At 71.9% G+C, this 22,637-nt stretch carries 17 protein-coding genes and 1 pseudogene; 10 read left to right on the forward strand and 8 right to left on the reverse strand.

Going from position 1 to position 22,637, the window contains the following annotated elements; all coding sequences use genetic code 11:
* Positions 1–412 precede the first annotated feature (412 nt).
* Positions 413–1,213 (reverse strand): crotonase/enoyl-CoA hydratase family protein, encoded by an 801-nt coding sequence (locus ACFWW8_RS03760; protein WP_386523146.1) that lies wholly within the window; start codon positions 1,211–1,213, stop codon positions 413–415.
* Positions 1,214–1,400: 187 nt separating this feature from the next.
* Here ACFWW8_RS03760 and ACFWW8_RS03765 point away from each other — a divergent pair, with 187 nt between their 5' ends.
* A complete protein-coding gene (locus tag ACFWW8_RS03765; protein ID WP_386523148.1) occupies positions 1,401–3,038 on the forward strand; it encodes an acyl-CoA synthetase in 1,638 nt (545 codons plus the stop codon).
* Positions 3,039–3,079: 41 nt separating this feature from the next.
* Here the strand turns inward: ACFWW8_RS03765 and ACFWW8_RS03770 are convergent, their stop codons facing one another.
* Together ACFWW8_RS03770 and ACFWW8_RS03775 are read right to left on the reverse strand one after the other, a co-directional pair.
* Positions 3,080–3,586: a CAP domain-containing protein gene (locus tag ACFWW8_RS03770; protein WP_386523150.1), complete on the reverse strand. Its 507-nt coding sequence runs from the start codon at positions 3,584–3,586 to the stop codon at positions 3,080–3,082.
* A 79-nt stretch (positions 3,587–3,665) separates the two neighbouring features.
* Entirely contained in the window at positions 3,666–3,881 is a 216-nt protein-coding gene (locus ACFWW8_RS03775) for a hypothetical protein (protein WP_386523153.1), read from the reverse strand.
* 201 nt (positions 3,882–4,082) lie between these two features.
* Here ACFWW8_RS03775 and paaK point away from each other — a divergent pair, with 201 nt between their 5' ends.
* From paaK to ACFWW8_RS03810, 7 genes and pseudogenes are all read left to right on the forward strand, one after another.
* Positions 4,083–5,396 (forward strand): phenylacetate--CoA ligase PaaK, encoded by a 1,314-nt coding sequence (gene paaK / locus ACFWW8_RS03780; RefSeq protein WP_386523156.1) that lies wholly within the window; start codon positions 4,083–4,085, stop codon positions 5,394–5,396.
* A 150-nt stretch (positions 5,397–5,546) separates the two neighbouring features.
* Positions 5,547–6,392, forward strand: coding sequence for a YhjD/YihY/BrkB family envelope integrity protein (locus tag ACFWW8_RS03785; protein WP_386523159.1), 846 nt, complete (start codon positions 5,547–5,549; stop codon positions 6,390–6,392).
* 482 nt (positions 6,393–6,874) lie between these two features.
* Entirely contained in the window at positions 6,875–7,426 is a 552-nt protein-coding gene (locus ACFWW8_RS03790; RefSeq protein ID WP_386523161.1) for an SseB family protein, read from the forward strand.
* Positions 7,423–8,067, forward strand: a complete 645-nt coding sequence (locus ACFWW8_RS03795) for a hypothetical protein (RefSeq protein ID WP_386523164.1) — start codon at positions 7,423–7,425, stop codon at positions 8,065–8,067. The genes ACFWW8_RS03790 and ACFWW8_RS03795 overlap by 4 nt, the downstream gene beginning before the upstream one ends.
* Complete coding sequence (locus ACFWW8_RS03800) at positions 8,067–12,767, forward strand: putative T7SS-secreted protein (RefSeq protein ID WP_386523167.1); 4,701 nt, start codon at positions 8,067–8,069, stop codon at positions 12,765–12,767. The genes ACFWW8_RS03795 and ACFWW8_RS03800 overlap by 1 nt, the downstream gene beginning before the upstream one ends.
* 27 nt (positions 12,768–12,794) lie before the next feature.
* Positions 12,795–13,226 carry an SMI1/KNR4 family protein gene (locus ACFWW8_RS03805; RefSeq protein ID WP_386523170.1) on the forward strand — a complete coding sequence of 144 codons (432 nt, stop codon included), beginning with the start codon at positions 12,795–12,797 and terminating at the stop codon, positions 13,224–13,226.
* Positions 13,225–13,452, forward strand: a pseudogene (locus tag ACFWW8_RS03810) (penicillin acylase family protein); the annotation flags it as partial. The gene ACFWW8_RS03805 and the pseudogene ACFWW8_RS03810, both read left to right, overlap by 2 nt.
* 113 nt (positions 13,453–13,565) lie before the next feature.
* Here the strand turns inward: ACFWW8_RS03810 and ACFWW8_RS03815 are convergent.
* The 3 genes from ACFWW8_RS03815 to ACFWW8_RS03825 all read right to left on the reverse strand — a co-directional run bounded on the left by ACFWW8_RS03815 (position 13,566) and on the right by ACFWW8_RS03825 (position 17,691).
* On the reverse strand, positions 13,566–14,705 hold the full coding sequence (locus ACFWW8_RS03815) for a calcium:proton antiporter (protein WP_386523173.1): 1,140 nt from the start codon (positions 14,703–14,705) through the stop codon (positions 13,566–13,568).
* 283 nt (positions 14,706–14,988) lie between these two features.
* A complete protein-coding gene (locus tag ACFWW8_RS03820) occupies positions 14,989–16,545 on the reverse strand; it encodes an acyl-CoA synthetase (RefSeq protein WP_386523176.1) in 1,557 nt (518 codons plus the stop codon).
* Between the two features lie 39 nt (positions 16,546–16,584).
* Entirely contained in the window at positions 16,585–17,691 is a 1,107-nt protein-coding gene (locus ACFWW8_RS03825) for a nitronate monooxygenase (protein WP_386523178.1), read from the reverse strand.
* Between the two features lie 149 nt (positions 17,692–17,840).
* Here ACFWW8_RS03825 and ACFWW8_RS03830 point away from each other — a divergent pair, with 149 nt between their 5' ends.
* Positions 17,841–19,856, forward strand: coding sequence for a serine hydrolase (locus ACFWW8_RS03830; RefSeq protein ID WP_386523181.1), 2,016 nt, complete (start codon positions 17,841–17,843; stop codon positions 19,854–19,856).
* A 65-nt stretch (positions 19,857–19,921) separates the two neighbouring features.
* Here ACFWW8_RS03830 and ACFWW8_RS03835 read toward each other — a convergent pair whose 3' ends face one another.
* Positions 19,922–20,296, reverse strand: a complete 375-nt coding sequence (locus ACFWW8_RS03835) for a hypothetical protein (protein ID WP_386523183.1) — start codon at positions 20,294–20,296, stop codon at positions 19,922–19,924.
* A 414-nt stretch (positions 20,297–20,710) separates the two neighbouring features.
* Positions 20,711–21,349, reverse strand: coding sequence for a TetR/AcrR family transcriptional regulator (locus ACFWW8_RS03840; protein WP_386523185.1), 639 nt, complete (start codon positions 21,347–21,349; stop codon positions 20,711–20,713).
* Positions 21,350–21,429: 80 nt separating this feature from the next.
* On the opposite strand from ACFWW8_RS03840, the gene ACFWW8_RS03845 reads away from it, so the two are divergent.
* Positions 21,430–22,635 (forward strand): FAD-dependent monooxygenase, encoded by a 1,206-nt coding sequence (locus tag ACFWW8_RS03845; protein WP_386523186.1) that lies wholly within the window; start codon positions 21,430–21,432, stop codon positions 22,633–22,635.
* Positions 22,636–22,637 lie beyond the last annotated feature (2 nt).

A 22,637-nucleotide genomic window follows, 5' to 3' on the forward strand; every position in this document is an offset into this window, starting at 1 on the left:
GCGCGGGGCCGCACATCCAGCCCCGCCGGCGTTTGAGGCGCGGGGCCACACATCCAACCCCGCCGAGGTTTGCGACGCGGGGCCACACATCCAACCCCGCCGAGGTTTGCGACGCGGGGCCGCACATCCAGCCCCGCCGGCGTTTGAGGCGCGGGGCCACACATCCACCCCTGCCGGGCGATTGAGACGCGGGGCCGCACATCCAGCCCCGCCGGCGTTTGAGGCGCGGGGTCCGGGGCGGAGCCCCGGTCTTGAGCCCCGGCAGGGATGGACGCGGGAGCCGGGCTCGGAGCCCGGCGGGCCCAAGCCGAGCCGGGAGGGGTCCGGGGCGCCGCCCCGACGGGCCCGGGCCCGGAGACGGGCCCGGAGACGGGAGTGAACCCCGAGCGGGAGCGAACCGGCGGGGCGGGGGCTACTCGCGGCGGTACACCGCGGGCCGTTTCTCCGCGAAGGCCCGCGCCCCCTCCTTGGCGTCCGCCGTGTCGAAGACCGGCCACCCGCGGAGCAGTTCCGCGGCCAGACCCTCCCGCTCGGTCATCTCGGCGGTCTCGTACACGGAGGCCTTCACCGCCTCGACCGCCAACGGCCCGCACGCGTTGATCCGTTCGGCGATCTCCAGCGCCGTCTCCAGCGCCGTGCCGTCCGGCACCACCCGCCCGACGAGTCCGATCCGCGCGGCCTCGGCCGCCGCGTACGGGCGCCCCGTCAGCAGCATCTCCAAGGCGTGCGTGCGCGGGATCTGGCGGGGCAGCCGCACCGTGGAACCGCCGATGGGGAAGAGCCCCCGCTTGACCTCGAAGAGGCCGAAGGTGGCGCCCTCGCCCGCGACCCGGATGTCGGTGCCCTGCAGGATCTCGGTCCCCCCGGCCACGCAGTAGCCCTCCACCGCCGCGATGACCGGCTTGCGCGGCCGGTGGTGGCGGAGCATGGCCTTCCAGTGCAGGTCGGGGTCGGCCCGCAGGCGGTCCCGGTACTGGTCGCCCGCCATGCCCTTTCCGGCGAGCGCCTTGAGGTCCATGCCCGCGCAGAAGTCGCCGCCGGCTCCCGTCAGCACGACCGAGCGGATCCCGTCGTCGGCGTCCGCCTCCAGCCAGCCGTCGTACAGCCCCACCAGCAGCGGCAGCGAGAGCGCGTTCTTCGCCTCGGGCCTGTTCATGGTGAGCACCAGCGTGGCGCCGTGGCGATCCACGGTCAGGTGTTCTGTCCCACCCATTGCCGTCCTCCCGTCTCAAGACCTAGAACAGGTTGCAGTAGGGGCGGGTGCAGTTCAATAGTTTTCTGACACTCAGTCAGTTTTCTTGGGCGGCTCCCTTCCCAGTTGTGCCGGGCGGCGCTCTAATGACCGCCGAGCAGACCAGCCATGGGTCCGGCCATGGGAACTGTCAGGGTCAGGAGGAACGGTGGAGTACAACCTTGCCGACCTGTTCGAGTCGGTCGTGGACGTGGTCCCGGACCGCGAGGCCCTCGTGTACGTGGACCACCCGGGGACCGGCGCCGAGCGCCGCCTCACGTACGCGGAGCTGGACGCGGCGGCGAACCGCATCGCGCACCACCTGCTGGACAGCGGACTGACGGCCGGCGAGCACCTGGGCCTGCACCTCTACAACGGGGTCGAGTACCTGCAGACCGTACTGGCCTGCCTGAAGGCCCGGCTGGTACCGGTGAACGTCAACTACCGCTACGTGGAGGAGGAGCTGGTCTACCTCTACAACGACGCGGACCTCGCCGCCCTCGTCTTCGAGGGCGAGTTCACCGCGCGGGTCGCGGCCGCGCTGCCCCGGACGACGGGGCTCCGCCACCTGATCCGGGTGGGCGAGGTCCCCGAGGGCGCCCCGGAGCCGTCGATCGCCCCGGTGGCGTACGGGGACGCCGAGGCGTCCGGCTCGCCCGCCCGCGGGTTCCCGGCCCGCAGTGCCGACGATCTCTTCATCATCTACACCGGCGGCACGACCGGACTGCCCAAGGGCGTGATGTGGCGCGCGGAGGACCTGTTCTTCGCAGGCCTGTTCGGCGGCGAGCCGACGGGCGAGCCCGTGCAGCGGCCGGAGGAACTGGCCGAGCGGGTGGCCGCGCGCGGCGCCGGGCTCACCTTCTTCCCGGCTCCCCCGTTGATGCACGGCACGTCCACCCTGACCTCGTTCATCGCCTTCAACTACGGCCAGCGGGTGGTCATCCACCGCAAGTACGCACCGGAGGAGGTGCTCCGCACCATCGAGAAGGAGAAGGTCTCCAGCGTGTCGCTGGTGGGCGACGCGATGCTCAGGCCCCTGATCGACGCCCTGAACGGCCCGCTGAAGGGCACGGACCTCTCCTCGCTGTTCAGCGTCTCCTCGTCCGGCGCGATCATGTCGGAGACCGTGCGCGCCGAGTTCCAGGCACTGGTCCCGAACGTGATGCTCCTGAACAACTTCGGCTCGTCCGAATCCGGGTCGAACGGCCGGGCCACGGACGACTCGGGCCCGGAGAGGGGATTCCGGCTGGAGGTCAACGAGCGGACTCAGGTGGTCGATCCGGTGACCTACGAGCCGGTCCCGGTGGGCCAACCGGGGCGGCTGGCCCAGCGCGGACACGTCCCGCTGGGCTACTACAACGACCCGGCGAAGACCGCCGAGACCTTCTTCCGGAAGGGCGCCGAACGCTGGGTGCTGCTCGGAGACATGGCGACCGTCGACGAGGCGGGCATCGTGACGGTCCTCGGGCGCGGCTCGCAGTGCATCAACACGGGCGGCGAGAAGGTCTATCCGGAGGAGGTCGAGCAGGCGCTGAAATCCCATCCGGACGTGTACGACGCCCTGGTCGCGGGTGTCTCCGATCCGACGTGGGGCAGCCACGTCGCCGCCGTGGTCCAGGTCCGGGCGGGCGCCCCGGAACCGACCCTGGACGAGATCCAGAGCCACTGCCGCACGAAGTTGGCGGGGTACAAGATCCCGCGCCAGCTGGTCATCGCCCCCGCCATCCAGCGCTCGCCCAGCGGCAAGGCGGACTACCGGTGGGCCAAGTCGGTGGCGACGGAGGCGGATTCCGCACCGGCGGGGTAGGGACGGCCGCACCCTGCGGGGCGGCGGCCGGACCACGCCCCCTAGCGCGGAGTCGCGAAGACCTGGACCGCGCGGTCGCCGGACACCGCGACGCCGGTCTCCGTGTAGCTGCACCTCAACATGTCGGCCTTGTGCGGGGCACTGTTCAGCCAGCCGTCGACGTGGGCCTTCGCGGTGTCGTATCCGGGCCCGGAGACGTTCTCGCCCCAGGAGCCCCACGTGTAGCCGGCCTTCTCGATCCGCTGCGGCACGGTCGAACCGTCCGACCCGGTGTGTCCGGTCAGGTTGTTCTTGGACATGTCCGCCGCGTGGGCCTGGGCGGCCTGGGTGAGCTGTGCGTTCTCCGCGAGCGGCTGACAGCCGGCCTTCTCGCGCTCGGTGTTCACGAGCGAGAGGATCTCGCTCGCGCTCGCCTGCTGGACGACGCCCTGGGCTGCGGGGGTGGCGGCCGTGGTGGCCGCGCCGGCGGTGCCGGCTCCGGCGAGCAGCAGGGGGGCCGCGCAGGCGGCCACGGCGATGCGGCGTATGCGGTGGGACCCGGTCTTCATGATGTTCCCTCGGGGTAGGCGGCAGTGGAGGGCGCCCCGTGTCCCGCGGGACGAAGGGGTCCTGCCCGGAGGCGGGCGGCTACAGTCCGGCCCTCAGTTCGGCGGCCAGGGAGCGGCACCATTCGGCCAGCTCCCGGCGGTCCGTGCCCTGCCCCAGCAGGTCGGCCTGCGCCTCGGTCAGACGCAGCGGGCCGGGCTCCTCCAGCAGCTGCGCGGCCTCGGCCAGCATGCGGACCAGCCGCCGGGCGCCGGCGGCGCTCAGGCGTACCGATACGGCGGGATCGACTACTGACATGACCGCCGCTCCCTTCGCCGTACGGCCGCGGGGCTCTCCTTCGACCGTACGCCCGTCCCGGGTGGCCCGCCGCCCGGGTGCGGGGACCCGGCCGCCACCCCCCGGGACGGGACGCCCACTCGTTCGAGTCATTGATTTACCCGGCGGGGTCCGGCAATGTACCGAATGATCGGTCGGTTGGTTGTCGGATGAGGTGACGGCATGACGGCGTACGCGGATCTCCACGACGAGGGCGAGCGGCTCAGCCGCGACGAGCTGACCGCACTCCAGCTGAAACGGCTGCGCGCGACCCTGCACCGGGCCTACGACCGGGTGCCCTTCTACCGTCAGGCCTTCGCCGAGGCCGGGGTGCATCCGGACGACTGCCGCTCGCTCGCGGACCTCGCCCTCTTCCCCTTCACCACCAAAGCCGACCTCCGCGACCAGTACCCGTTCGGGATGTTCGCCGTACCGCGCCCGGACGTCCGCCGGATCCACGCCTCCAGCGGCACCACCGGACGCCCCACCGTCGTCGGGTACACCGACGGCGACCTGGCCACCTGGGCGGACGTGGTGGCGCGGTCCCTGCGCGCGGCGGGCGGCAGACCCGGTCAGATCGTCCACATCGCCTACGGCTACGGCCTGTTCACGGGCGGGCTCGGCGCGCACTACGGCGCCGAGCGGCTGGGCTGTACGGTCGTGCCCGCCTCGGGCGGGATGACGGACCGCCAGGTCAGGCTGATCCAGGACTTCCGCCCCGAGGTCATCATGGTGACCCCTTCCTACATGCTCACCCTGCTGGAGGAGATGGAGCGCCAGGGCATCGATCCGCGCTCGACCTCCCTCAGGACCGGCGTCTTCGGCGCGGAGCCGTGGACCGAGGAGATGCGCCGGGAGATAGAGGAGCGGCTCGCCATCGACGCGGTCGACATCTACGGCCTGTCCGAGGTGATGGGACCGGGCGTGGCGCAGGAGTGCGTGGAGACCAAGGACGGCCTGCACGTCTGGGAGGACCACTTCTACCCGGAGGTCGTCGATCCGCTCACCGGCGCGGTCCTGCCGGGGGGCGAGCCGGGCGAACTGGTGTTCACCTCCCTCACCAAGGAGGCGATGCCCGTCATCCGCTACCGCACCCGGGACCTGACGCGGCTGCTGCCCGGGACCGCGCGGCCGGCGTTCCGGCGGATGGAGAAGGTCACCGGCCGTACCGACGACATGATCATCCTGCGCGGGGTGAACCTCTACCCGACGCAGGTGGAGGAGATCCTGCTGCGGACGCCGGCCCTGGCTCCGCACTTCCAGCTGCGGCTGACGCGGGAGGGCCGGATGGACGCCCTGACCGTACGGGTCGAGGCGCGCCGGGAGGCGGAGGCCGGACAGCGGGAGGCCGCGGCCGCCGCCGTGGCGCGGGCCGTGAAGGAGGGCATCGGGGTCTCGGTGCGGGTCGAGGTCGTCGAGCCGGAGACCCTGGAGCGGTCGGTGGGGAAGATCAAGCGATGGGTGGACCTGCGGGGCACCGGCCAGGGGGTGTCGTGACGGTCGTTGCGTACGCCCGGAGGGCAGGAGGGAGTGTGAGGACACCCCCCAGGGCGTCGTTCCGCCTCCGGGAGGTCGACACAACCCCTTCGGGTCCATTCCGGGCGGGCTTCCGGGAGCGGGCGGCCCCTCGCGGGTAGTGCATGAGGCGTGACCTCGATCCTCCGGCGGCTCTACGACCGGCTCCAGGGCTCCCAGGCCGGCCTGGCGTGGAGCCGTGGCCGTGAGATCGAGCTCATGCACCGGGCCATGGGCTTCGCGGCTCTGGGGTTCCTCACCCTGGTGCCGCTGCTGGTGGTCGTGGCGGCCGCCGCGCCCGGCAGCGGTTCGGGCTTCGGCCGCTGGCTCGGCCAGGCCCTGGGGGTGGCGGAGTCCTCGCGGGCCCGGGTCGAGATGCTGTTCGGCGCGGCGGACCTGGCGCTGGAGCGCACCACCGCGTTCGGCCTGGCCGCGCTCGCCGTCTTCGGCCTGACGTTCGGCTCGGCCGTGCAGACGGGGTACGAGAAGGTCTGGGACGTGCCGACCGCCCGCTGGCACACGATGTGGCGGCACGTCATCTGGCTCGCCGTGCTGGTCTGCTACCTCGCGCTCCTGGTGGTCATCCCCGCCCCCTCGGACGACGCCTTCGGCACGCTTCTCGGCACCCTGGGCGACCTCTCCGGCACCTGTCTGTTCTTCGTCCTCTCTCAGCGGATCCTGCTCGGCGGCCGGGTCCGCTGGCGCGCCCTGGTGCCGGGGGCCGTGGCGACCAGCGTCGGCCTGCTGGGGCTGCGGCTCTTCTCCCAGCTGGTGTTCTCCCCGCTGATCGCCTCGAACGCCGTGACCTACGGCCCGTTCGGCACCCTGTTGGTCGTCCAGTCCTGGCTGGTCGGCGTGGGTTTCGTGGTCTACGGCGGCGCGCTCGTCGGCCGCCTCCTCCACGAGCACCTCACCCTGCGCCGCCTGCGCCGCGACGGAGTCCTCCCCGGCGAGGACCCGCCCGCCACAGCGGCCTGACCACCACCCGCCACCGGGTCCGCCGCACGGCCGCGCCCAGACGCGCGTTGGTTCGTGACCGTCGCCGGGGAGCCCTCGCGCTGGTTCGGCCCCACCGCGGCGCCCGGCGGATCCCTCTCCTCGCCGGCGCGTTGACAATCTCCTGCACGAACGCGCCGATGAGCTTGCTGCTCGCCTCATTGTTCTGCGCGAGGTCAGGGGCTCGGCGCACACCTCTCGGCGGGCGTCACGGTGGCTGCGATCAACCCGTGCGCCGACATGCGCGCCCCGGACCGCGAGGTCATGACGCACCATGTGGCTGTTCGGCAAGTGCCCGTCCGCTCCCGAGGCGACGTAGCTGACCGCCGACTGTCCGGCACTTCTCCAGCGTCGCCGTCACCACGCGACCGGCCGGATCCAGGAGCGCCCCGGAGAGCCACGCGCAACCGTCCGGCTTAGAACCACGTCCCGGAAGAGAAGATCAACATGGCAGAATTCGAACGGTGAGTGATCACGGGGAGCGCATACCTTCACCAAGCGGGCGTCTGAGGTTGACCGATCTGGCAGCAGCGAGTGGTGACCTGCACGATCCTGCGGCGAGCGCGTCAGCCGCCGAGTCCGAAGCGCCGCCGAGCGAAGCGGTGCCCGCGCCGGAGCCCGACCCGCTGCCACATGGATCGGAGGACGACACGGTGGCCGCAGCGCGGTGGGAGTTCGCCGCGCTGCTCGGGGAGTTCCGGCGTACGGCGGTGCTGGTGCCGTTCGACGAGCAGGGCAGCCTGTGGACGGCGGATCTGAACGGGGTGCGCTGGATCTGTGCGTTCTCGAACGAGGAGGCGTTGGCGGCGTTCGCGCGGGCGCGGGGGGCGGCCGGGCGGGAGTGGGCGTACCGGGCGGTGCTCGGTGCGCGGTTGCTGGACGTGATGGTGCCGATGCTGCCGGGCCCTGGTGGGGTCGCGCTGGACGCGGGCAGTGAGGGCGGCGGCATGTTGTTCCCGCCGGTCCGCGGTGTCGTGCCCGACGCCGTGACCGTCGATCTGGAGGAAGCGCAGTGAGTGGTGGGGAGCCGGGCCTGGAGGCGCCGGCGCAGGCGCTGGCGGAGATCGCGGCCGGGATCGATCTCGCGCATGCGGAGTTGAAGGATCTCGGGATGATCGGGCAGGCGTCCGCGGGGCGGGGCTTCTCCGGGCTGGCGCTGTCGGGGCTGGAGTTGGGGGATGCCGGACTGACGGCGGAGTTCAAGACGTTCTGCGACCGCTGGGAGTGGGGCGTACGGGCACTGGCCCTCCGGGGCAACGGCTTCGCGCAGGGTGTGGGCCTGTCGGCCGGGTCGTATGCCGAGCAGGAGCAGTACGTGAAGGACTCGTTCAAGATCGCGGTGAACTCGGTCAACGGGAACCCGCATCTGACCGAGGACGAGGTCAAGCAGATGAGCTGGGACAAGATCAGCACCCAGACGATGTACGACAACCCGGACTACAGCGCCGAATCGTTTGTGCAGGCCCACCAGGAGGTCAAGCAGACCTGGCAGGACACCGGGTACGACGTCATGGACGCGCAGCTGGACTCCATGCAGCGCAACGGCCTGCTCGATCCGGCGACCCGGGCCCGGATGGACCAGGAGTTGCTCGATACGCTCGACCCCTCCCAGGGCGTCGTCGAGCAGGCCGAGCAGCCGCGCTGGGGTGACAGCTGATGGTGAGCTGGGACGACCTGGGCAGGCTCACCGACAAGGGCATCGACCTCGTCGACAAGGGCATCGACAAGGGCAAGGAACTCGTCGGCGAGGGCATCGACAAGAGCACCGACGCCGTCGGCTGGGGCCTGGAGAAGGTCGGCGCCGAGGGCTGGGCGGATTCCGTCGAGGACTGGGGTGATGAGACCGCCTCCTCCCTCGGGGCCGAGGTCGGCGAGCAGCAGCTCGGGCAGACCGGGGAGCCGAACGAGCTCGTGCACGGCAACCCGGGGAAGATCCGGGAGTCGGTCACGAACCTCCGTGACTTCCAGCGGGCGTTCGACCTGGTCGGGGCCGGGATGAAGAAGCTCGACTCGGCGAGCTGGAAGGGCGAGGCCGCCAACAGTTTCCGCGAGAACTTCCAGACGCTGCCCACCGACTGGCTGCACGCCGCCGACGCCTTCGAGAACGCCGCCCAGGCCCTCGAGACGTACGCGAGCGCCGTCACCGCCGCCCAGGGCAAGGCGCGCGAGGCCATCGACCTCTACAAGGAGGCCCAGCAGGACTACAAGGTCGCCGCCGCCGCGCACAACAAGAAGGTCGACGCCTACAGCGACGCCCGCAACAGCGACACCCCCCTCCCCCGCCCCGCCGACTTCACCGACCCGAGCCAGGACAAGCGGCAGCGCGCCCAGGAGATCCTCAAAGCCGCCCGCAGCGCCCGCAAGGAGGCCGCCGACACGGCCAAGGCGGCGGTCACCGCGGCGATGGCCCACGCCCCGAAGGAACCCACCGGCCGGGAGAAGGCCAAGCTCGAACTCGCCGACTACGCCTTCGGGCAGGGCGTGGAGATGACGCACTTCGGCGGCGGCATCGTGAAGGGCGGCGCGGGCCTGGTCAACTTCGTGCGCTCGGTGAACGCGCTGGACCCGTACAACATCACTCACCCGGCCGAGTACTACAAGAACATGAACATGACCCTGGCCGGGCTCGTGTCCACCGCAGCCAACCCCGACCGGGCCCTGAAGAACGCCTGGGACGCCGCCAAGGGCGACCCCTCCGAATTCCTCGGCCGGCTCGTCCCCGAACTCATCGGCACCAAAGGCGCCGGCGTCCTCCGTACCGGGCTCCGGGCCGGGCTGAAGCCCACTCCGGGCAGCACGCTGCGCAGGACCGTCAACGGGGCGCCGATGACGAACAGCCAGATTCCGAGTTCGGTGTGCAAGGGGCCGACCGACCCGGTGAACCTCGCCACGGGGGCCATGTATCTGCCTCAGGTGGACGTCGTCCTTTCCGGAGCCCTTCCCCTCGTGGTCTCACGCAGAGCGCAGTCCACCTTCAGTGCAGGCCAGTGGTTCGGGCCCCGGTGGGCGAGCACCCTGGATCAGCGGCTTGAGATCGACCCCCAAGGCGTCATCCTGGTCAGCGAGGACGGCCTCCTCCTCGACTACCCCCATCCGGCGCCCGGGGTAGCCACCCTGCCGGCGCACGGGCCTCGCTGGCCGCTCGACCGCGACGCCGAGGGCGGCGGCTACACGCTCACCGACCCGGAAGACGGAACCGTACGGCGCTTCGCGCCCCACGGCACCGATCGTGCGCTGCTGACCCGCGTGGAGGACCGCAACGGCCGCTGGATCGCCTTCGAGTACGACGCGGCAGGGGCTCCCACGGCGATCGTGCACCACGGCGGCTATCGGCTGCGCGTCTCGACGTCGCGGGGGCGGGTCACGGAACTGCATCTGGTTGCAGGCGAAGAATCCGAGGACGTGAGGCTCGTCCGCTACGGCTACGACGTCGGCGGCCACCTGACGGAGATCTTCAATTCCTCGGACGAGCCGCTGCTCTTCGAGGTCGATACCAGTGGCATGATCCTGTCCTGGCGCGACAGGAACGGCTACTCCTACGCGTACAGGTACGACACATCGGGACGGTGCGTCGGTGAAGGGGGTACGGAGGGCCACCTCAAGGCTCTCATCGAGTACGGCGCCACGGATCCGGTCAGCGGGCTGCGGACGACGTCCGTGACCGATGCCCTCGGCCACACGTCGCACTATGTTTTCGACCGCCACCACCGGCTCGTGTCCCAGACCGACCCGTTGGGCGCGGCGACGCGCAACGAACACGACGAGCGTGGCCGGCTGAAAGAATGGACGGACGCCCTCGGATACTCCACCCGGTTCACGTTCGACCCAGCGGACAACATCATCGCGGTCACCCGGCCGGACGGGCAGGGCTCGACCGCCACGTACACCTCGACAGGGCGGCCCCTGACGGTCGTCGGCCCCAGTGGGGAGACCTGGCGCTACGCATACGACGAGGCCGGGAACTGCGTTTCGGCCACCGATCCCACGGGCGCCACCACGCGGTACACCTACGACGAGCGCGGCAACCTACGCTGCGCGGTCGACCCGGCGGGCAACCGCACCCTCCTCGACTGCGATGCGGCCGGGCTGACCACACGGCTGACGGAGCCCACGGGCGCGGTCACGTCCCTGCAGCGCGACGCCTTCGGCCGTGTGACCTCGGAGACCGATCCACTCGGGCGCACGACCCACTATGTCTGGAACGTCGAGGGCAGGATCCTGCAACGCCGAGGTCCGGACGGATCCACGGAGACCTGGTCCTACGACGCCGAAGGCAACTGCCTCCTCCACACCGACGCCTCCGGCGCCACGCACACGTACGAGTACGGCCACTTCGACCAGCTCGCGGCCCGGACGGGTCCCGACGGTTCACGCTTCACGTTCGCCTACGACGCCGCCCTGCGGCTGACCAGCGTCACCAACGACCAGGGTCTGACCTGGGACTACGGCTACGACGCAGCTGGCCAGCTGGTGTCGGAATGCGACTTCGACGGCCGCACGGTGGACTACGCGTACGATCCGACCGGCAGACTGGTGGCCCGTACGACACCGGCAGGGCACACCGTCCGTTATCAGCGGGACGTTCTCGGGCGGCCGCTCGTCAAGGACGCGGACGGCGCCGTCAGCCGGTACTTCTACGACCGGTCCGGACGTCTCGTACGGGCGGTCAACGAGGACGCGGATCTGGTCATCACCCGGGACGCGCTCGGCCGGACCACGTCCGAAAGCGTCGGGGAAGCCGTCCTGCACTACGGATACGACGCCGCCGGCCGACGCACGACCAGGACCACACCCTCCGGTGTCCTGCAGGAACTCACCCTGGACCCCGCAGGCCGTCTCATCCAGCTCGCGAGCGGCGACCACCGCCTGTCCTTCCGCTACGACGATGCCGGGCAGGAAGTGCAACGCCACTGCGGTCAGATCGAGATGCGCACCGAGTGGAACGCGGCAGGCCGCCCGCAGGCGCACGTCATCCGGACGAACGGCACGGACCACCGACGCGACTACGACTACCGGGCCGACGGGCATCTCACCTCCGTACGGGACAGCTCGACCGGCGTCCGAACCCTGACCCTGGACGCCGCAGCCCGGGTGACGACTGTCCACGCGGCCGACTGGAGCGAGCACTACGCGTACGACCGAGCGGGCAACATCGCGACGGCCGACTGGCCCCGCCGGCACGCCTCCGCCGAAGCCACGGGCGAGCGCACTTACAGCGGCACCCTCCTTCACCATGCGGGTGGTGTGCGGTACGAGTACGACGCGCAGGGCCGTGTCATCCTCCGGCAGAAGACGCGTCTGTCCCGCAAGCCCGATACCTGGCGCTACGACTGGGACGCCGAGGACCGCCTCCGCTCCGTCACCACCCCCGACGGGACCAGGTGGTGCTACCTCTACGACGCGCTCGGCCGGCGCATCGCCAAACGGCGCCTCGGCGACGACGGCCGGTCAGTGGCCGAAGAGGTGTCGTTCACATGGGACGGGTCCGTGCTGTGCGAGCAGACCACCCGGTCCTCCCACCTGGCCCACCCCGTCACCGTCACCTGGGATCACGACGGCCTGGTGCCGGTGGCCCAGCTCGAACGAATCCTGGACGGACCGTCGGGGCAACGGGAGATCGACCGCCGCTTCTTCGCGATCGTGACGGACCTGATCGGCACACCCACCGCACTGTTGGACGAGCAAGGCGAGACGGCGTGGCGCGCCCGGTCCACCCTCTGGGGCCTCACCGGGTGGTCGACGGACAGCAGCGCCTACACGCCCCTGCGCTTCCCCGGACAATACAGCGACCCGGAATCCGGCCTGCACTACAACGTGCACCGCTACTACGACCCGGAGACCGCCCGCTACATGAGCCAGGACCCGCTGGGCCTGGCGGCCGCTCCCCACCCCGCCTCATACGTGTCCAACCCGCTGAGCTGGTCGGATCCGCTGGGACTCATCCCGTGCGAGGAAGCAGCCAAGATCGCGGCGGCCAAGAAGGAGTCGGTCCTCGGAACCGGCGTGCCCACCCGTCAGGGCGCCAGCGTCGGATACACGGACAGCTTCTCCTACAAGAAGACGTTCTTCGCCGAGCATCCCGAACTCAAGGGCAAGGTGGTCGTCCACCACGCGATCGAGCAGCAGACCCTCAACAGATACCCGGGGCTGTTCAAGCCGGAAGAGATCCACTCGATCGAGAACCTTCGCGGAATACCCAAGGGCGATATCAACAGCCGTATCCATCTCAGCGAAATACGTGTCGAGTGGAATCGGTTCTACGAGAGCCATCCGAACCCGACCCGGCAAGAAGTCCTCGACCATGCGACGAAAATCGACGACAAATTGGGCAACTGGTTCAGCCCCAGGATAAGGTGATGCGAACCTTGGAGCCCTGGAGGACCCGTGTGGCGTGAACTGGTCGGACAGTACGAAGACGTCGAGGCGGCCGAGCCCGCGGCCGAGCGGGACCTGCTCGGCCTGGAACACCGGATCGGGACCCCCTTGCCGACTTCTCTGCGGGCATTGCTCACCGAATTCAACGGCCTGGTGGACGAAGACGGAACGGACGTCGTCTGGAACGCGGAGCAAATCGGCCGCACCAATGAGGAATTCCGGACCAGGGAGGACCTCCGGTCTCTCTACATGCCGTTCGACGCCCTCCTCTTCTTCGGAGACAACGGCGGCGGTGACCAGTTCGCCCTCCCCATTTCTCCCAGGCGTCCCGACGTTTTCGTCTGGAATCACGAGAACGACAGTCGGACCTGGGTGGCGTCGAACATGGAGCAGTACCTCCGCAACGCGCTGTCACGGCCCGGCGAGGACTGGTACCGCTGAGCCTGGAGGTACGCGTCACCGGCGCGGCTGTTTCGAGGTGGTGCACGGCTCCCGCCACGTCCAGGCGGTCGGCTGGGACGGCGGGCGCTGCCCGGTGGCCCGCACCCTGCTGACGTACGGCCGTCCCTCGGACGCGGACTCCCCGTACTCCGCGGACCAGACCCGGCTGTTCTCACAGGAGCGGTGGGTGACCTCGCGGTTCTGCGCGCGGGACATCCTCGCCTAGCCGCGGCTGAAAGACGGTGTGGCCGCGCGAGCGCCGGTGACCCCGTGACCGGGCCCGGCGGAGGCACCCCGCGCGGACGCGGGGGCCTCCGCCGGGCGGGGCGCGGCCTGCGGCTACGGGCTGACGGCCAGGAACAGGAAACCCGCGAACACCACGAGGTGGACGCCGCCCTGGAGCAGGGTGGCGCGGCCCGGGACGATGGTGAGGGCGCTGACCACGATCGTCAGCGCGAGCAGGACCATGTGGATCGGCCCGAGGCCGAGCATCAGCGGTCCGGACAGCCAGATCGAGGCCAGGGCGATGGCCGGGATGGTCAGGCCGATGCTCGCGATGGCGGAGCCGTAGGCGAGGTTGAGGCTGGTCTGCACCCGGTCGCGGCGGGCCGCGCGGACCGAGGCCAGGGTCTCGGGCAGCAGCACGAGCAGCGCGATGATCACACCGACGACGGCATTGGGCAGGCCGGCGCTCTCCACGGCCCGTTCGATGGTCGGGGAGACGGCCTTGGCGTTGCCGACGACCGCCACCAGGGCGACCAGCAGCAGGCCGAGGCTGATCAGGGCGGCTCGGGAGCTGGGCGGCTCGGCGTGCTCGTCCTCCTCCCCGGCGGCCGCCGCGGCGGCGGCCTGCGCCGCCTCCTTGCGGATCCGCTTGGTGTCAACGGGCAGGAAGTAGTCCCGGTGACGGACCGTCTGGACGGTGATGAACAGACCGTAGAGGGCGAGCGAGGCGACGGCGGCGAAGGTCAGCTGGGGGGTGGAGAACTCGGGGCCGGGCTTGCTGGTCGTGAAGGTCGGCAGGACGAGGCTGAGCACGGCGAGCGTCGCGACCGTCGCGAGGGCCGCGCCGGACCCCTCGGCGTTGAAGACGGCCACCCGGTTGCGCAGGGCGCCGACCAGCAGGGACAGGCCGACGATGCCGTTGCACGTGATCATGACGGCGGCGAAGACGGTGTCGCGGGCGAGCGAGGAGGTCTTGGGCCCGCCGTCGGCCATCAGGGTGACGATGAGCGCCACTTCGATGACAGTGACGGCGACGGCGAGGACGAGTGACCCGAAGGGTTCCCCGACTCGGAGGGCGACGACCTCGGCGTGGTGGACGGCCGCCAGCACCGCGCCCGCGAGGCAGAGGGAGACCAGGACCACCGCGAGTGAGGGCAGCTCGCGTCCCCAGCTGAAGGCGAGCGCGATCAACGCCACCACGGGGACCACGACGGTCCAGTCGGTCAAGGGCGATCTGTGCGTTGCCGTACTCATGTCTGCAAAGTTGCCAGAACCGGTCCCCGGGTGCGGTGAAGGGCGCGCGCTCCCGAGAGACTGACGTGGGCCCTCGCACGAAAAGGCCGGGCTCGGCGGCGCAACGGACGACCGCCCGCCGGCACGGCCGGGCACACGGCGGCCGGCTCGGTTGGATCTCCACGGGCTGACCGGGCGCGCCCGCCCGGCGGGGGCGCGCCCACTGCGGCGCGCCCCGCCTCGCCCGGGGTTCCGCTCCGTTCCCGTACGCCCGTACGGCCGCGCGCCCGCGCGCCAACCCGCCTCACATCGCCCGGTCGTGGCCCTCCCAGTACGGTTCGCGCAGACGCCGCTTGTAGAGCTTGCCGTTCGGGTCGCGCGGCATCGTCTCGATGAAGTCGACCGTCTTGGGGCGCTTGTAGCCGGCCAGTTGGCGTTCGCAGTGGTGCAGGATCTCCGCGGCGAGGGCGTCACCGGCCTCGAAGCCCTCGGCCGGCTCGATGACGGCCTTGACCTCCTCGCCCCAGTCGGCGTGGGGGATGCCGAAGGCGGCGGCGTCCGCGACGGCCGGGTGGGTCAGCAGGGCGGACTCGATCTCGGCCGGATAGATGTTCACCCCGCCCGAGATGATCATGTCGATCTTACGGTCGCGGAGGAAGAGGTAGCCCTCCTCGTCCAGCAGTCCGAGGTCGCCGACCGTGAAGAAGTCCCCGATGCGGTTCTTCTTCGTCTTTCCCTCGTCCTTGTGGTAGCTGAATCCGCCGGTGTTCATCTTGATGTAGACGGTGCCCAGTTCGCCCGGCGGGAGCCGGTTGCCGTCGTCGTCGAAGACGGCGAGTTCGCTGATGGGCCACGCCTTGCCGACGGTTCCCGGCTTCTTCAGCCAGTCCTCCGCCGTGGCGAACGCGCCACCGCCCTCGCTCGCCGCGTAGTACTCCTCCACGCACCGGCCCCACCAGTCGATCATGGCCCGCTTGACGTGGTCGGGGCAGGGCGCCGCCCCGTGGATGGCGTGCCGCATCGAGGAGACGTCGTACGCGTCCTTCGCGTCCTGCGGGAGCGCGAGGAGCCGGTGGAACTGCGTCGGGACCATGTGGGTGTGCGTGCAGGCGTGCTGGTCGATCAGGCGCAGCATCTCCTGCGGGGTCCACCGGTCCATCAGGACCAGCCGGTGCCCGATGTGCAGGGCGGCGCCCGCGAACTGCAGGACGGCCGTGTGGTAGAGCGGCGAGCACACCAGGTGGACGTTGCCGTCGAAGGGCCGGATGCCGAAGATGCCGAGGAAGCCGCCGAGGTACGTCTCCTCCGGGAGCTTGCCGGGCAGCGGTCGGCGGATGCCGCGGGGGCGGCCGGTGGTGCCGGAGGTGTAGTTCATGACCCAGCCGAGGGTGCGGCCCTCCGGGGGCGATGCGGGCTGCCCGTCCAGGAGTTCGGCGTACGGCCGGAAGCCGCCGACGGCGCCGACGGCGTACCGCCGGCTCGCGGGCAGGGCGGCTTCGTCGGCCGCGGCGGTGGCGGCGTCCGCGAAGCGCTCGTGGGCGATGAGGACCTTGGCGCCGGAATCGGAGACGATCCAGGCGATCTCGGGGCCGACGAGGTGGTGGTTGACCGGTACGAGGTAGAAGCCGGCCTGGGCGGCGGCGAGGTAGGCGGTGAGGAACTCGACGCCGTTGGGGAGGACGACGGCGAAGACGTCCCCCGCTTCCAGCCCGGCGGCGCGCAGGCCGTGGACGAGGCGGTTGACGTCCGCGTGCAGGCGGCCCGCGGACCACTCCGCGCCCTCGGGGGTCACCAGGACGGTGCGCTCCGGGTCGGCTGTGGCCTGGGCCCAGAAGCCGTTGGGGGGCTGCTTGTCGGTCATGCTGCTGCTCGCTCCTCTGGGTCCGGTACGGCCGCCCGCTCAGGCGCGGCCGGCGATGCGGGTGATGCGGTCGACGGCCCGCTCGAAACCGCTGGTGAGCTCGTCGAAGACGGCCTGGACGCTGCGCTCGCTGTTCATCCGGCCGACGATCTGTCCGACGGGGGTGCCCAGCAGCGGCTGAATCTCGTACTTCTGGATGCGCGAGACGGCCTCGGCGACGAGCAGGCCCTGGAGTGGCATGGGCAGGGCGCCGGGCCCCTCCGGGTCGTCCCAGGCGTCGGTCCACCCGGTGCGCAGCTGACGGGCGGGCTTGCCGGTCAGGGCGCGGGAGCGGACGGTGTCGCCGGAGCCGGCGGCGAGGAGCTTCTCGGTGAGGGCCCGCGAGTGGAGGTCGGCCTCGGTGGTGGTGAGCCAGAGCGAGCCGAGCCAGGCGCCCTGGGCGCCGAGGGCGAGTCCGGCGGCGATCTGCCCGCCGCTGCCGATGCCGCCGGCGGCGAGGACCGGGAGGGGGGCGACGGCCTCGACGACCTCGGGGACCAGGACCATGGTGGCGATGTCGCCGGTGTGCCCGCCGGCCTCGTAGCCCTGGGCGACGACGACGTCGATGCCCGCCTCGGCGTGGCGGCGGGCGTGTTTGGCGCTGCCGGCGAGGGCGGCGACGAGGACGCCGTGGTCGTGGGCGCGGGCGATGACGTCGGCGGGCGGGGAACCGAGGGCGTTGGCCAGGAGTTTGATGGGGTAGTCGAAGGCGACGTCGAGCTGGTTGCGGGCGACCTGTTCCATCCAGCCGGTGATCCGCCAGCCGGAGGCCTCGCCCTCGGCGAGCTCGGGCACGTGGTGCTTGGCGAGGGTGTCGCGGACGAACTGGCGGTGCCCGGCCGGGATCATCGCCTCGATGTCCGCTTCGCTGATGCCGTCGACGGCCTTCTTGGCGGGCATCACCACGTCGAGGCCGTAGGGCTTGCCGTCGGTGTGCGCCTGCATCCAGTCGAGGTCGCGCTTGAGGTCGTCGGGGGCGGTGTACCGCACGGCGCCGAGCACGCCGAAGCCGCCCGCGCGGGTGATGGCGGCGGCGACCGCCGGGAAGGGAGTGAAGCCGAAGATCGCGTGCTCGACTCCCAGTTTCCTGCTCAGCTCCGTCTCCATGGGCGGCAGGATGCCGCAGCCCGGCATCCGAGGGAAGAGATTTTCTGATGCAGTGTCAGATTCTTTGCGGGCCGGTAGGTGCGGAGGTCGGGCGGCGGAAGGGCAGATACCCACTAGCGTGCGGCGCAGCCACGGACAGGAGGCCGGACATGGACGGTACGGGGGACGAAACGACGGGCCGACCGGACCGGCCGGCGGCCGGGACGGCGGGGGCTGCCGGGGGTGTTGACCGCACCGGCGTCAGGGGAACCGGTACGGGTGCGGTCTCGGGCACAGGTGCGGTTGCGGGTACGGGCACGGGCACGGGTGCAGGCACGGCCGCGGGGGCGGGCACGGGCACGGCCGGCCATGCGACGGGGCGGGGCGGAAAAGGTGGTGGCGGGGGTGGGCTGAGTCGGCGGCGGCTCGGGGCCCGGCTGCTCGCGCTCGGCGGGGTACTCGTCCTGCACGCGGCCCTCCCCGGGGCCGCCGGGGCCACCGGCAGCCCCGCAGAGCGACGCGCGCTCCAGGGGCTGCGGCTGCGCTACGGGTCCGCGCGTCAGGCCGGGCTGCTGGAGAAGCACCTCGAAGGGGTGGCGGACGAGGCGCGGCGGTTCCTGGGCCCCTCCCCCGAACACCCCTACTACGCGGGCGCCGTGGTCCTCGCCGGCCGCGGCCGCACCGTCGCCCTGCACCGCGCGATGGGCGACGCCGTCCGGTACTCCGACTACGACGGGCGGACCGACCGGGTCCGGGAGTTCCCGGCCGCCGAGCGGATCGCCATGGCCGAGGACACCGTCTTCGACCTGGCCTCGCTCACGAAACTGTTCACCTCCGTCCTGGCCGTCCAGCAGATGGAGCGGGGCCGGCTGGAACTGGAGGCGCCCGTGCGGCGCTACCTGCCGGAGTTCACCGGCGGCGGGAAGGAGATCATCACCGTCCGCCAGCTCCTCACCCACACCTCGGGGCTGCGTTCGTGGGCCCCCTTCTACCAGGAGTCCACACGCGAGGGGCGGCTGAGACTGCTGTGGTCCGTGCGACCTCAGGAGACCCCCGGGACGGTGTACCGGTACTCCGACCTGAACCTCATCACGCTCCAGCTGCTCCTGGAACGGATCACCGCTCGCACGTTGGATGTCCTGCTCCACGACGAGATCACTGCTCCGCTCGGCATGCACCGCACTCGTTACAATCCACCGCTCTCCTGGCGCCGGGTGACCGCCGCCACCGAGGTCCAACGCCCGCCCTGGTCCGGCCTGGACCGCGGCCTGGTGTGGGGCGAGGTCCACGACGAGAACGCGTACGCCCTCGGCGGCGTCGCGGGCCACGCCGGTGTCTTCGGCACCGCCTGGGACCTGGCCGTCCTCGCCCGCGCCCTGCTCGACGGCGGCGCGTACGCCGGCCGGCGCATCCTGCGCCCCGCCTCCGTCGAGCTGCTCTTCACCGACTACAACACGGCCTTCCCCGGCGACGACCACGGTCTGGGCTTCGAGCTGTACCAGCACTGGTACATGGGCGCGATGGCCACTCCGCACTCCGCCGGCCACACCGGCTTCACCGGCACCTCCCTCGTCCTGGACCCCTCCACCGACTCCTTCCTGATCCTCCTCGGCAACTCCGTCCACCCCGTCCGCACCTGGCGGGCCGGCAGCGCGCCGCGCGTGGCCGTCGGCAACCGCTTCGCCCGCGCCGTCCCGGTCCGTACGCGGCACGGCGGCGCGGCGTGGTTCTCCGGCACCGCCCCCGGCGGCTCGGGCACCCTCACCCTGCCTCCGCTCACCCCGGCCACGGACGCCGCCCGGCTGCGCTGCGCCGTGTGGTGGGACACCGTCCCCGGTGAGGGCGCGCTCCACTTGGAGGCATCGCCCGACGGACAGGCCTGGCAGGCCGTGCCGTTCAGTACCGTCCGCTCCACCGGCGGATCTCCCGAGCAGTGGCCGCGCGGCTCGGTGAGCGGCTGGTCGGGGCGCGTCTGGCACCGCCTCGAAGCCCCCCTGACGGCGGAATGGGCGGGCCGCGAGGTGCACCTGCGCTTCCGCCACACCGCCACCGGCCGGTACGTCGGGCGCGGGATCTACGTGGACGTCGTACGCGTGGCGGAACCGTCCCGCCTCCTCTTCACGGAAGACCGCCCCGCGGACGCCGCCCGCCTCGAGGCCGCGGGCTGGACCCGCTCGCCGGACTAGAGGTCCGCTCAGCGAGGCGGGGCCGGGGGCGGCGGGGGGCGGGGCGAGGCGGCGGGGCCGCGAACCTACCCGAGGAGGGCGATCTCCTCGTCCACGGCCCCGGCCTCCCCCGCACGCCCCATCAGGACCAACTGCTCCTTGTACGCGGCCAGCGCGGCCGCGAGGAGCTCCGCCCGCCCGGGCTCCAACCCGTACATGCGCCGGGCGGCCGCCACGGACTCGGCCCGGAGGGCCAGCGCCGTCTCCGGCAGGTGCGCGAACTCCTGACGGCTGTATTCGTACAGGGCGTCTGCCAGCAGGGGCAGGTACGCCAACGGACTCACCTGGGCGAGCACGCGATAGGCGGCCACCTGCTGCCGCACCGGCAGCGCCTGCGATCCGAGGAGGGACACCCGGGCCCGCAGCACCGCGTCGTGATTGATGTTCGCCATGTGATTCATGAGGGTGATTCTGAAAGCCGCACAGGTGCCCGAACAAGGCTGGACGGCTGTGCCCTTGGTCCTACGAAAACGCCCTCTGACCTGTCATGATGGAGACACCTTCACCCCTGTGCCCGCCTCGGGACCCCCCTCCGGCCCCGCCGCCGACACCTCCGGCAGGCCACGGACACCCACCCGCGCACAATGATCGCGGGGCCCGGTCCGCCCGGCTTCGCGACCTCCGCGGCCTCCGCGGACCCGACCGGCCTGAAGGTGCGCAACGGCGGCGAGCCCGTCGCGGCCACATCGCAAGGCGGAAGGCCGGCCTAGCACTGGACGTACTCGGCCGGCCCGACAGCGCGGCGAGGTGCGGTGCGGTGCCGGGCGGCGCGGACCCGACACGATCCGAACCCGACACGATCCGAAAGAGACGGCCTATCTGCCGCCGTTCAGGGCCGCGTTCAGCATGCGGCGGGTGGTACGGGTGAGTTCGGCCGGGTCCGGGGCCGGGCGGGCGTGGGACGGGGCTCCTGCGAGGCGGTCGTAGAGGATGCCGTCCGTCCAGGCCGCCAGCAGCTCGGCGGCCTCCTCCGGGTGCTCCGCCCCGAGGGCGGCCAGGACGGTCGCGGCGCGGGCGCGGGCGGCCCGGCCCGCCCGCTGGAGCTCGGGCGCCAGGTCGGGGGTGCGGGCCGCCTCCAGGCTCAGTTCGAAGCGGGCCAGGTGGCGCTCGCGGCCGACCGTGAGCCAGCGGTACAGCAGCCCCGCGAAGAGCGCCACTGCGGCCTCCAGGTCCGGCGGCGCCGGTGCCGCGGACCCTGCGGGCGACGCTGCAGAGCCGGCGTCGCGCTCCGCGAAGTCGAGCTCCGCGAAGTCGAGCTCCACCAGACGGTGGTAGCAGGCGCCGATCAGCGCCGTCCTCGTACGGAAGTAGTACGAGGTACTGCCCACCGGCAGTCCCGCCGCGCCGTCGACGGCGCGGTGGGTGAGGCCGCGGAGGCCGGCGGAGGACACGAGGCCGATCGCGGCGTCCGCGATCAGGGTCCGGCGGTCGGGGGCACGGGAGGGGCTGGACATGACGCCACTCTACAGGTGTAGAGTGCACAGCCTACAGACTCTACAGATGTAGAGGATCGGTCGGCGGGCAGGAGCGTGTCATGGCAGAGGTTCGGCGTCATGCGGTCGTGGCGGGGGCCGGGATCGGCGGTCTCGCCGCCGCGCTCGCCCTGCACCGCAGCGGCTGGCGGGTCACCGTCTGTGAGCGGGCGCCCGGCCCGACCTCTGTGGGGGCCGGCATCGTGCTCGCACCCAACGCCCTGCGCGCCTTCGACACCATCGGCTTCGACGCCACCCGCGCCGCGGGCCGGGCCGTCCCGGCCGCCATGGGCCTGCGGCGCCCGGACGGCCGCTGGCTGAACCGCGCCGACACCGCCGCGATGACGGCCCGGTACGGCCGGCCGCCGCTCGCCGTGCACCGGGCCGCGCTCACCGACGCGCTGGCGGCCGCGCTGCCCGAGGGCACCGTCCGGTACGCGACCACCGTCACCGCCGTCACCGCCGTCGACCCCGCGGACGGCGGCCCGGTGGTCCGTACGACCGCCGGCGACCTGACCGCCGACCTGGCCGTCGCCGCCGACGGCATCCACAGCCCGCTGCGACGCCGGCACTTCCCGGACCACCCCGGCCTGCGCTACAGCGGCGAGACGGCCTGGCGCACGGTCCTGCCCGCCGACGGCGCCGCCGTCGCGGCCGCCGCCGAGACCTGGGGGCGCGGCGAGCGCTTCGGGATCGTCCCCCTCGCCGACGGGCGCACCTACGTGTTCGCCACGGCCGTGACCCCCGCCACCGACCCCGGGGGCCGGCACCCGGAGGACGCGCGCGCCGAGCTCCTGAGCCGCTTCGGCGCCTGGCACGAGCCCATTCCCGCGCTCCTGGAGCGCATCGATCCCGCCGCCGTACTCCGGCACGACCTCTACGACCTGGCCGCGCCGCTCCCCCGCTACCACCGGGGCCGCCTCGCCTGGCTCGGCGACGCCGCCCACGCGATGACTCCCAACCTCGGCCAGGGCGGCTGCCAGGCCGTCGAGGACGCCGTGGTCCTCGCGCACCTGCTGAGCGGAGCCGGTACGTCCGGCGTGCCCGCGGCCCTGGCCGCCTACAGCGCGGCCCGCTGCGCACGCACCGACGCCGTCCGGGTCCGGTCCCGGCGGGCCGGCCGGGTCGCCGCCGTCACCCACCCCCTCGCGGCGGCCGTGCGCGACCTCGCCGTGAGGGCCGTCCCGGCCCGGGCCGCGCGCCGGGCGACGGACGACCTCTTCGACGGCTTCACCCTTCCGGCCGTCACCGCCCCGATCGGGGCATAGAC

The sequence above is a fragment of the Streptomyces sp. NPDC058701 genome, from assembly GCF_042715295.1.
Classification (GTDB): domain Bacteria; phylum Actinomycetota; class Actinomycetes; order Streptomycetales; family Streptomycetaceae; genus Streptomyces.

Bases quoted from the DNA above. Each gene is read 5' to 3' on its own strand.
- ACFWW8_RS03760 (WP_386523146.1), bottom strand. From the start codon at position 1,213: ATGGGTGGGACAGAACACCTGACCGTGGATCGCCACGGCGCCACGCTG.
- ACFWW8_RS03770 (WP_386523150.1), bottom strand. From the start codon at position 3,586: ATGAAGACCGGGTCCCACCGCATACGCCGCATCGCCGTGGCCGCCTGC.
- ACFWW8_RS03775 (WP_386523153.1), bottom strand. From the start codon at position 3,881: ATGTCAGTAGTCGATCCCGCCGTATCGGTACGCCTGAGCGCCGCCGGC.
- paaK (WP_386523156.1), top strand. From the start codon at position 4,083: ATGACGGCGTACGCGGATCTCCACGACGAGGGCGAGCGGCTCAGCCGC.
- ACFWW8_RS03800 (WP_386523167.1), top strand. From the start codon at position 8,067: ATGGTGAGCTGGGACGACCTGGGCAGGCTCACCGACAAGGGCATCGAC.
- ACFWW8_RS03815 (WP_386523173.1), bottom strand. From the start codon at position 14,705: ATGAGTACGGCAACGCACAGATCGCCCTTGACCGACTGGACCGTCGTG.
- ACFWW8_RS03820 (WP_386523176.1), bottom strand. From the start codon at position 16,545: ATGACCGACAAGCAGCCCCCCAACGGCTTCTGGGCCCAGGCCACAGCC.
- ACFWW8_RS03825 (WP_386523178.1), bottom strand. From the start codon at position 17,691: ATGGAGACGGAGCTGAGCAGGAAACTGGGAGTCGAGCACGCGATCTTC.
- ACFWW8_RS03830 (WP_386523181.1), top strand. From the start codon at position 17,841: ATGGACGGTACGGGGGACGAAACGACGGGCCGACCGGACCGGCCGGCG.
- ACFWW8_RS03835 (WP_386523183.1), bottom strand. From the start codon at position 20,296: ATGAATCACATGGCGAACATCAATCACGACGCGGTGCTGCGGGCCCGG.
- ACFWW8_RS03840 (WP_386523185.1), bottom strand. From the start codon at position 21,349: ATGTCCAGCCCCTCCCGTGCCCCCGACCGCCGGACCCTGATCGCGGAC.
- ACFWW8_RS03845 (WP_386523186.1), top strand. From the start codon at position 21,430: ATGGCAGAGGTTCGGCGTCATGCGGTCGTGGCGGGGGCCGGGATCGGC.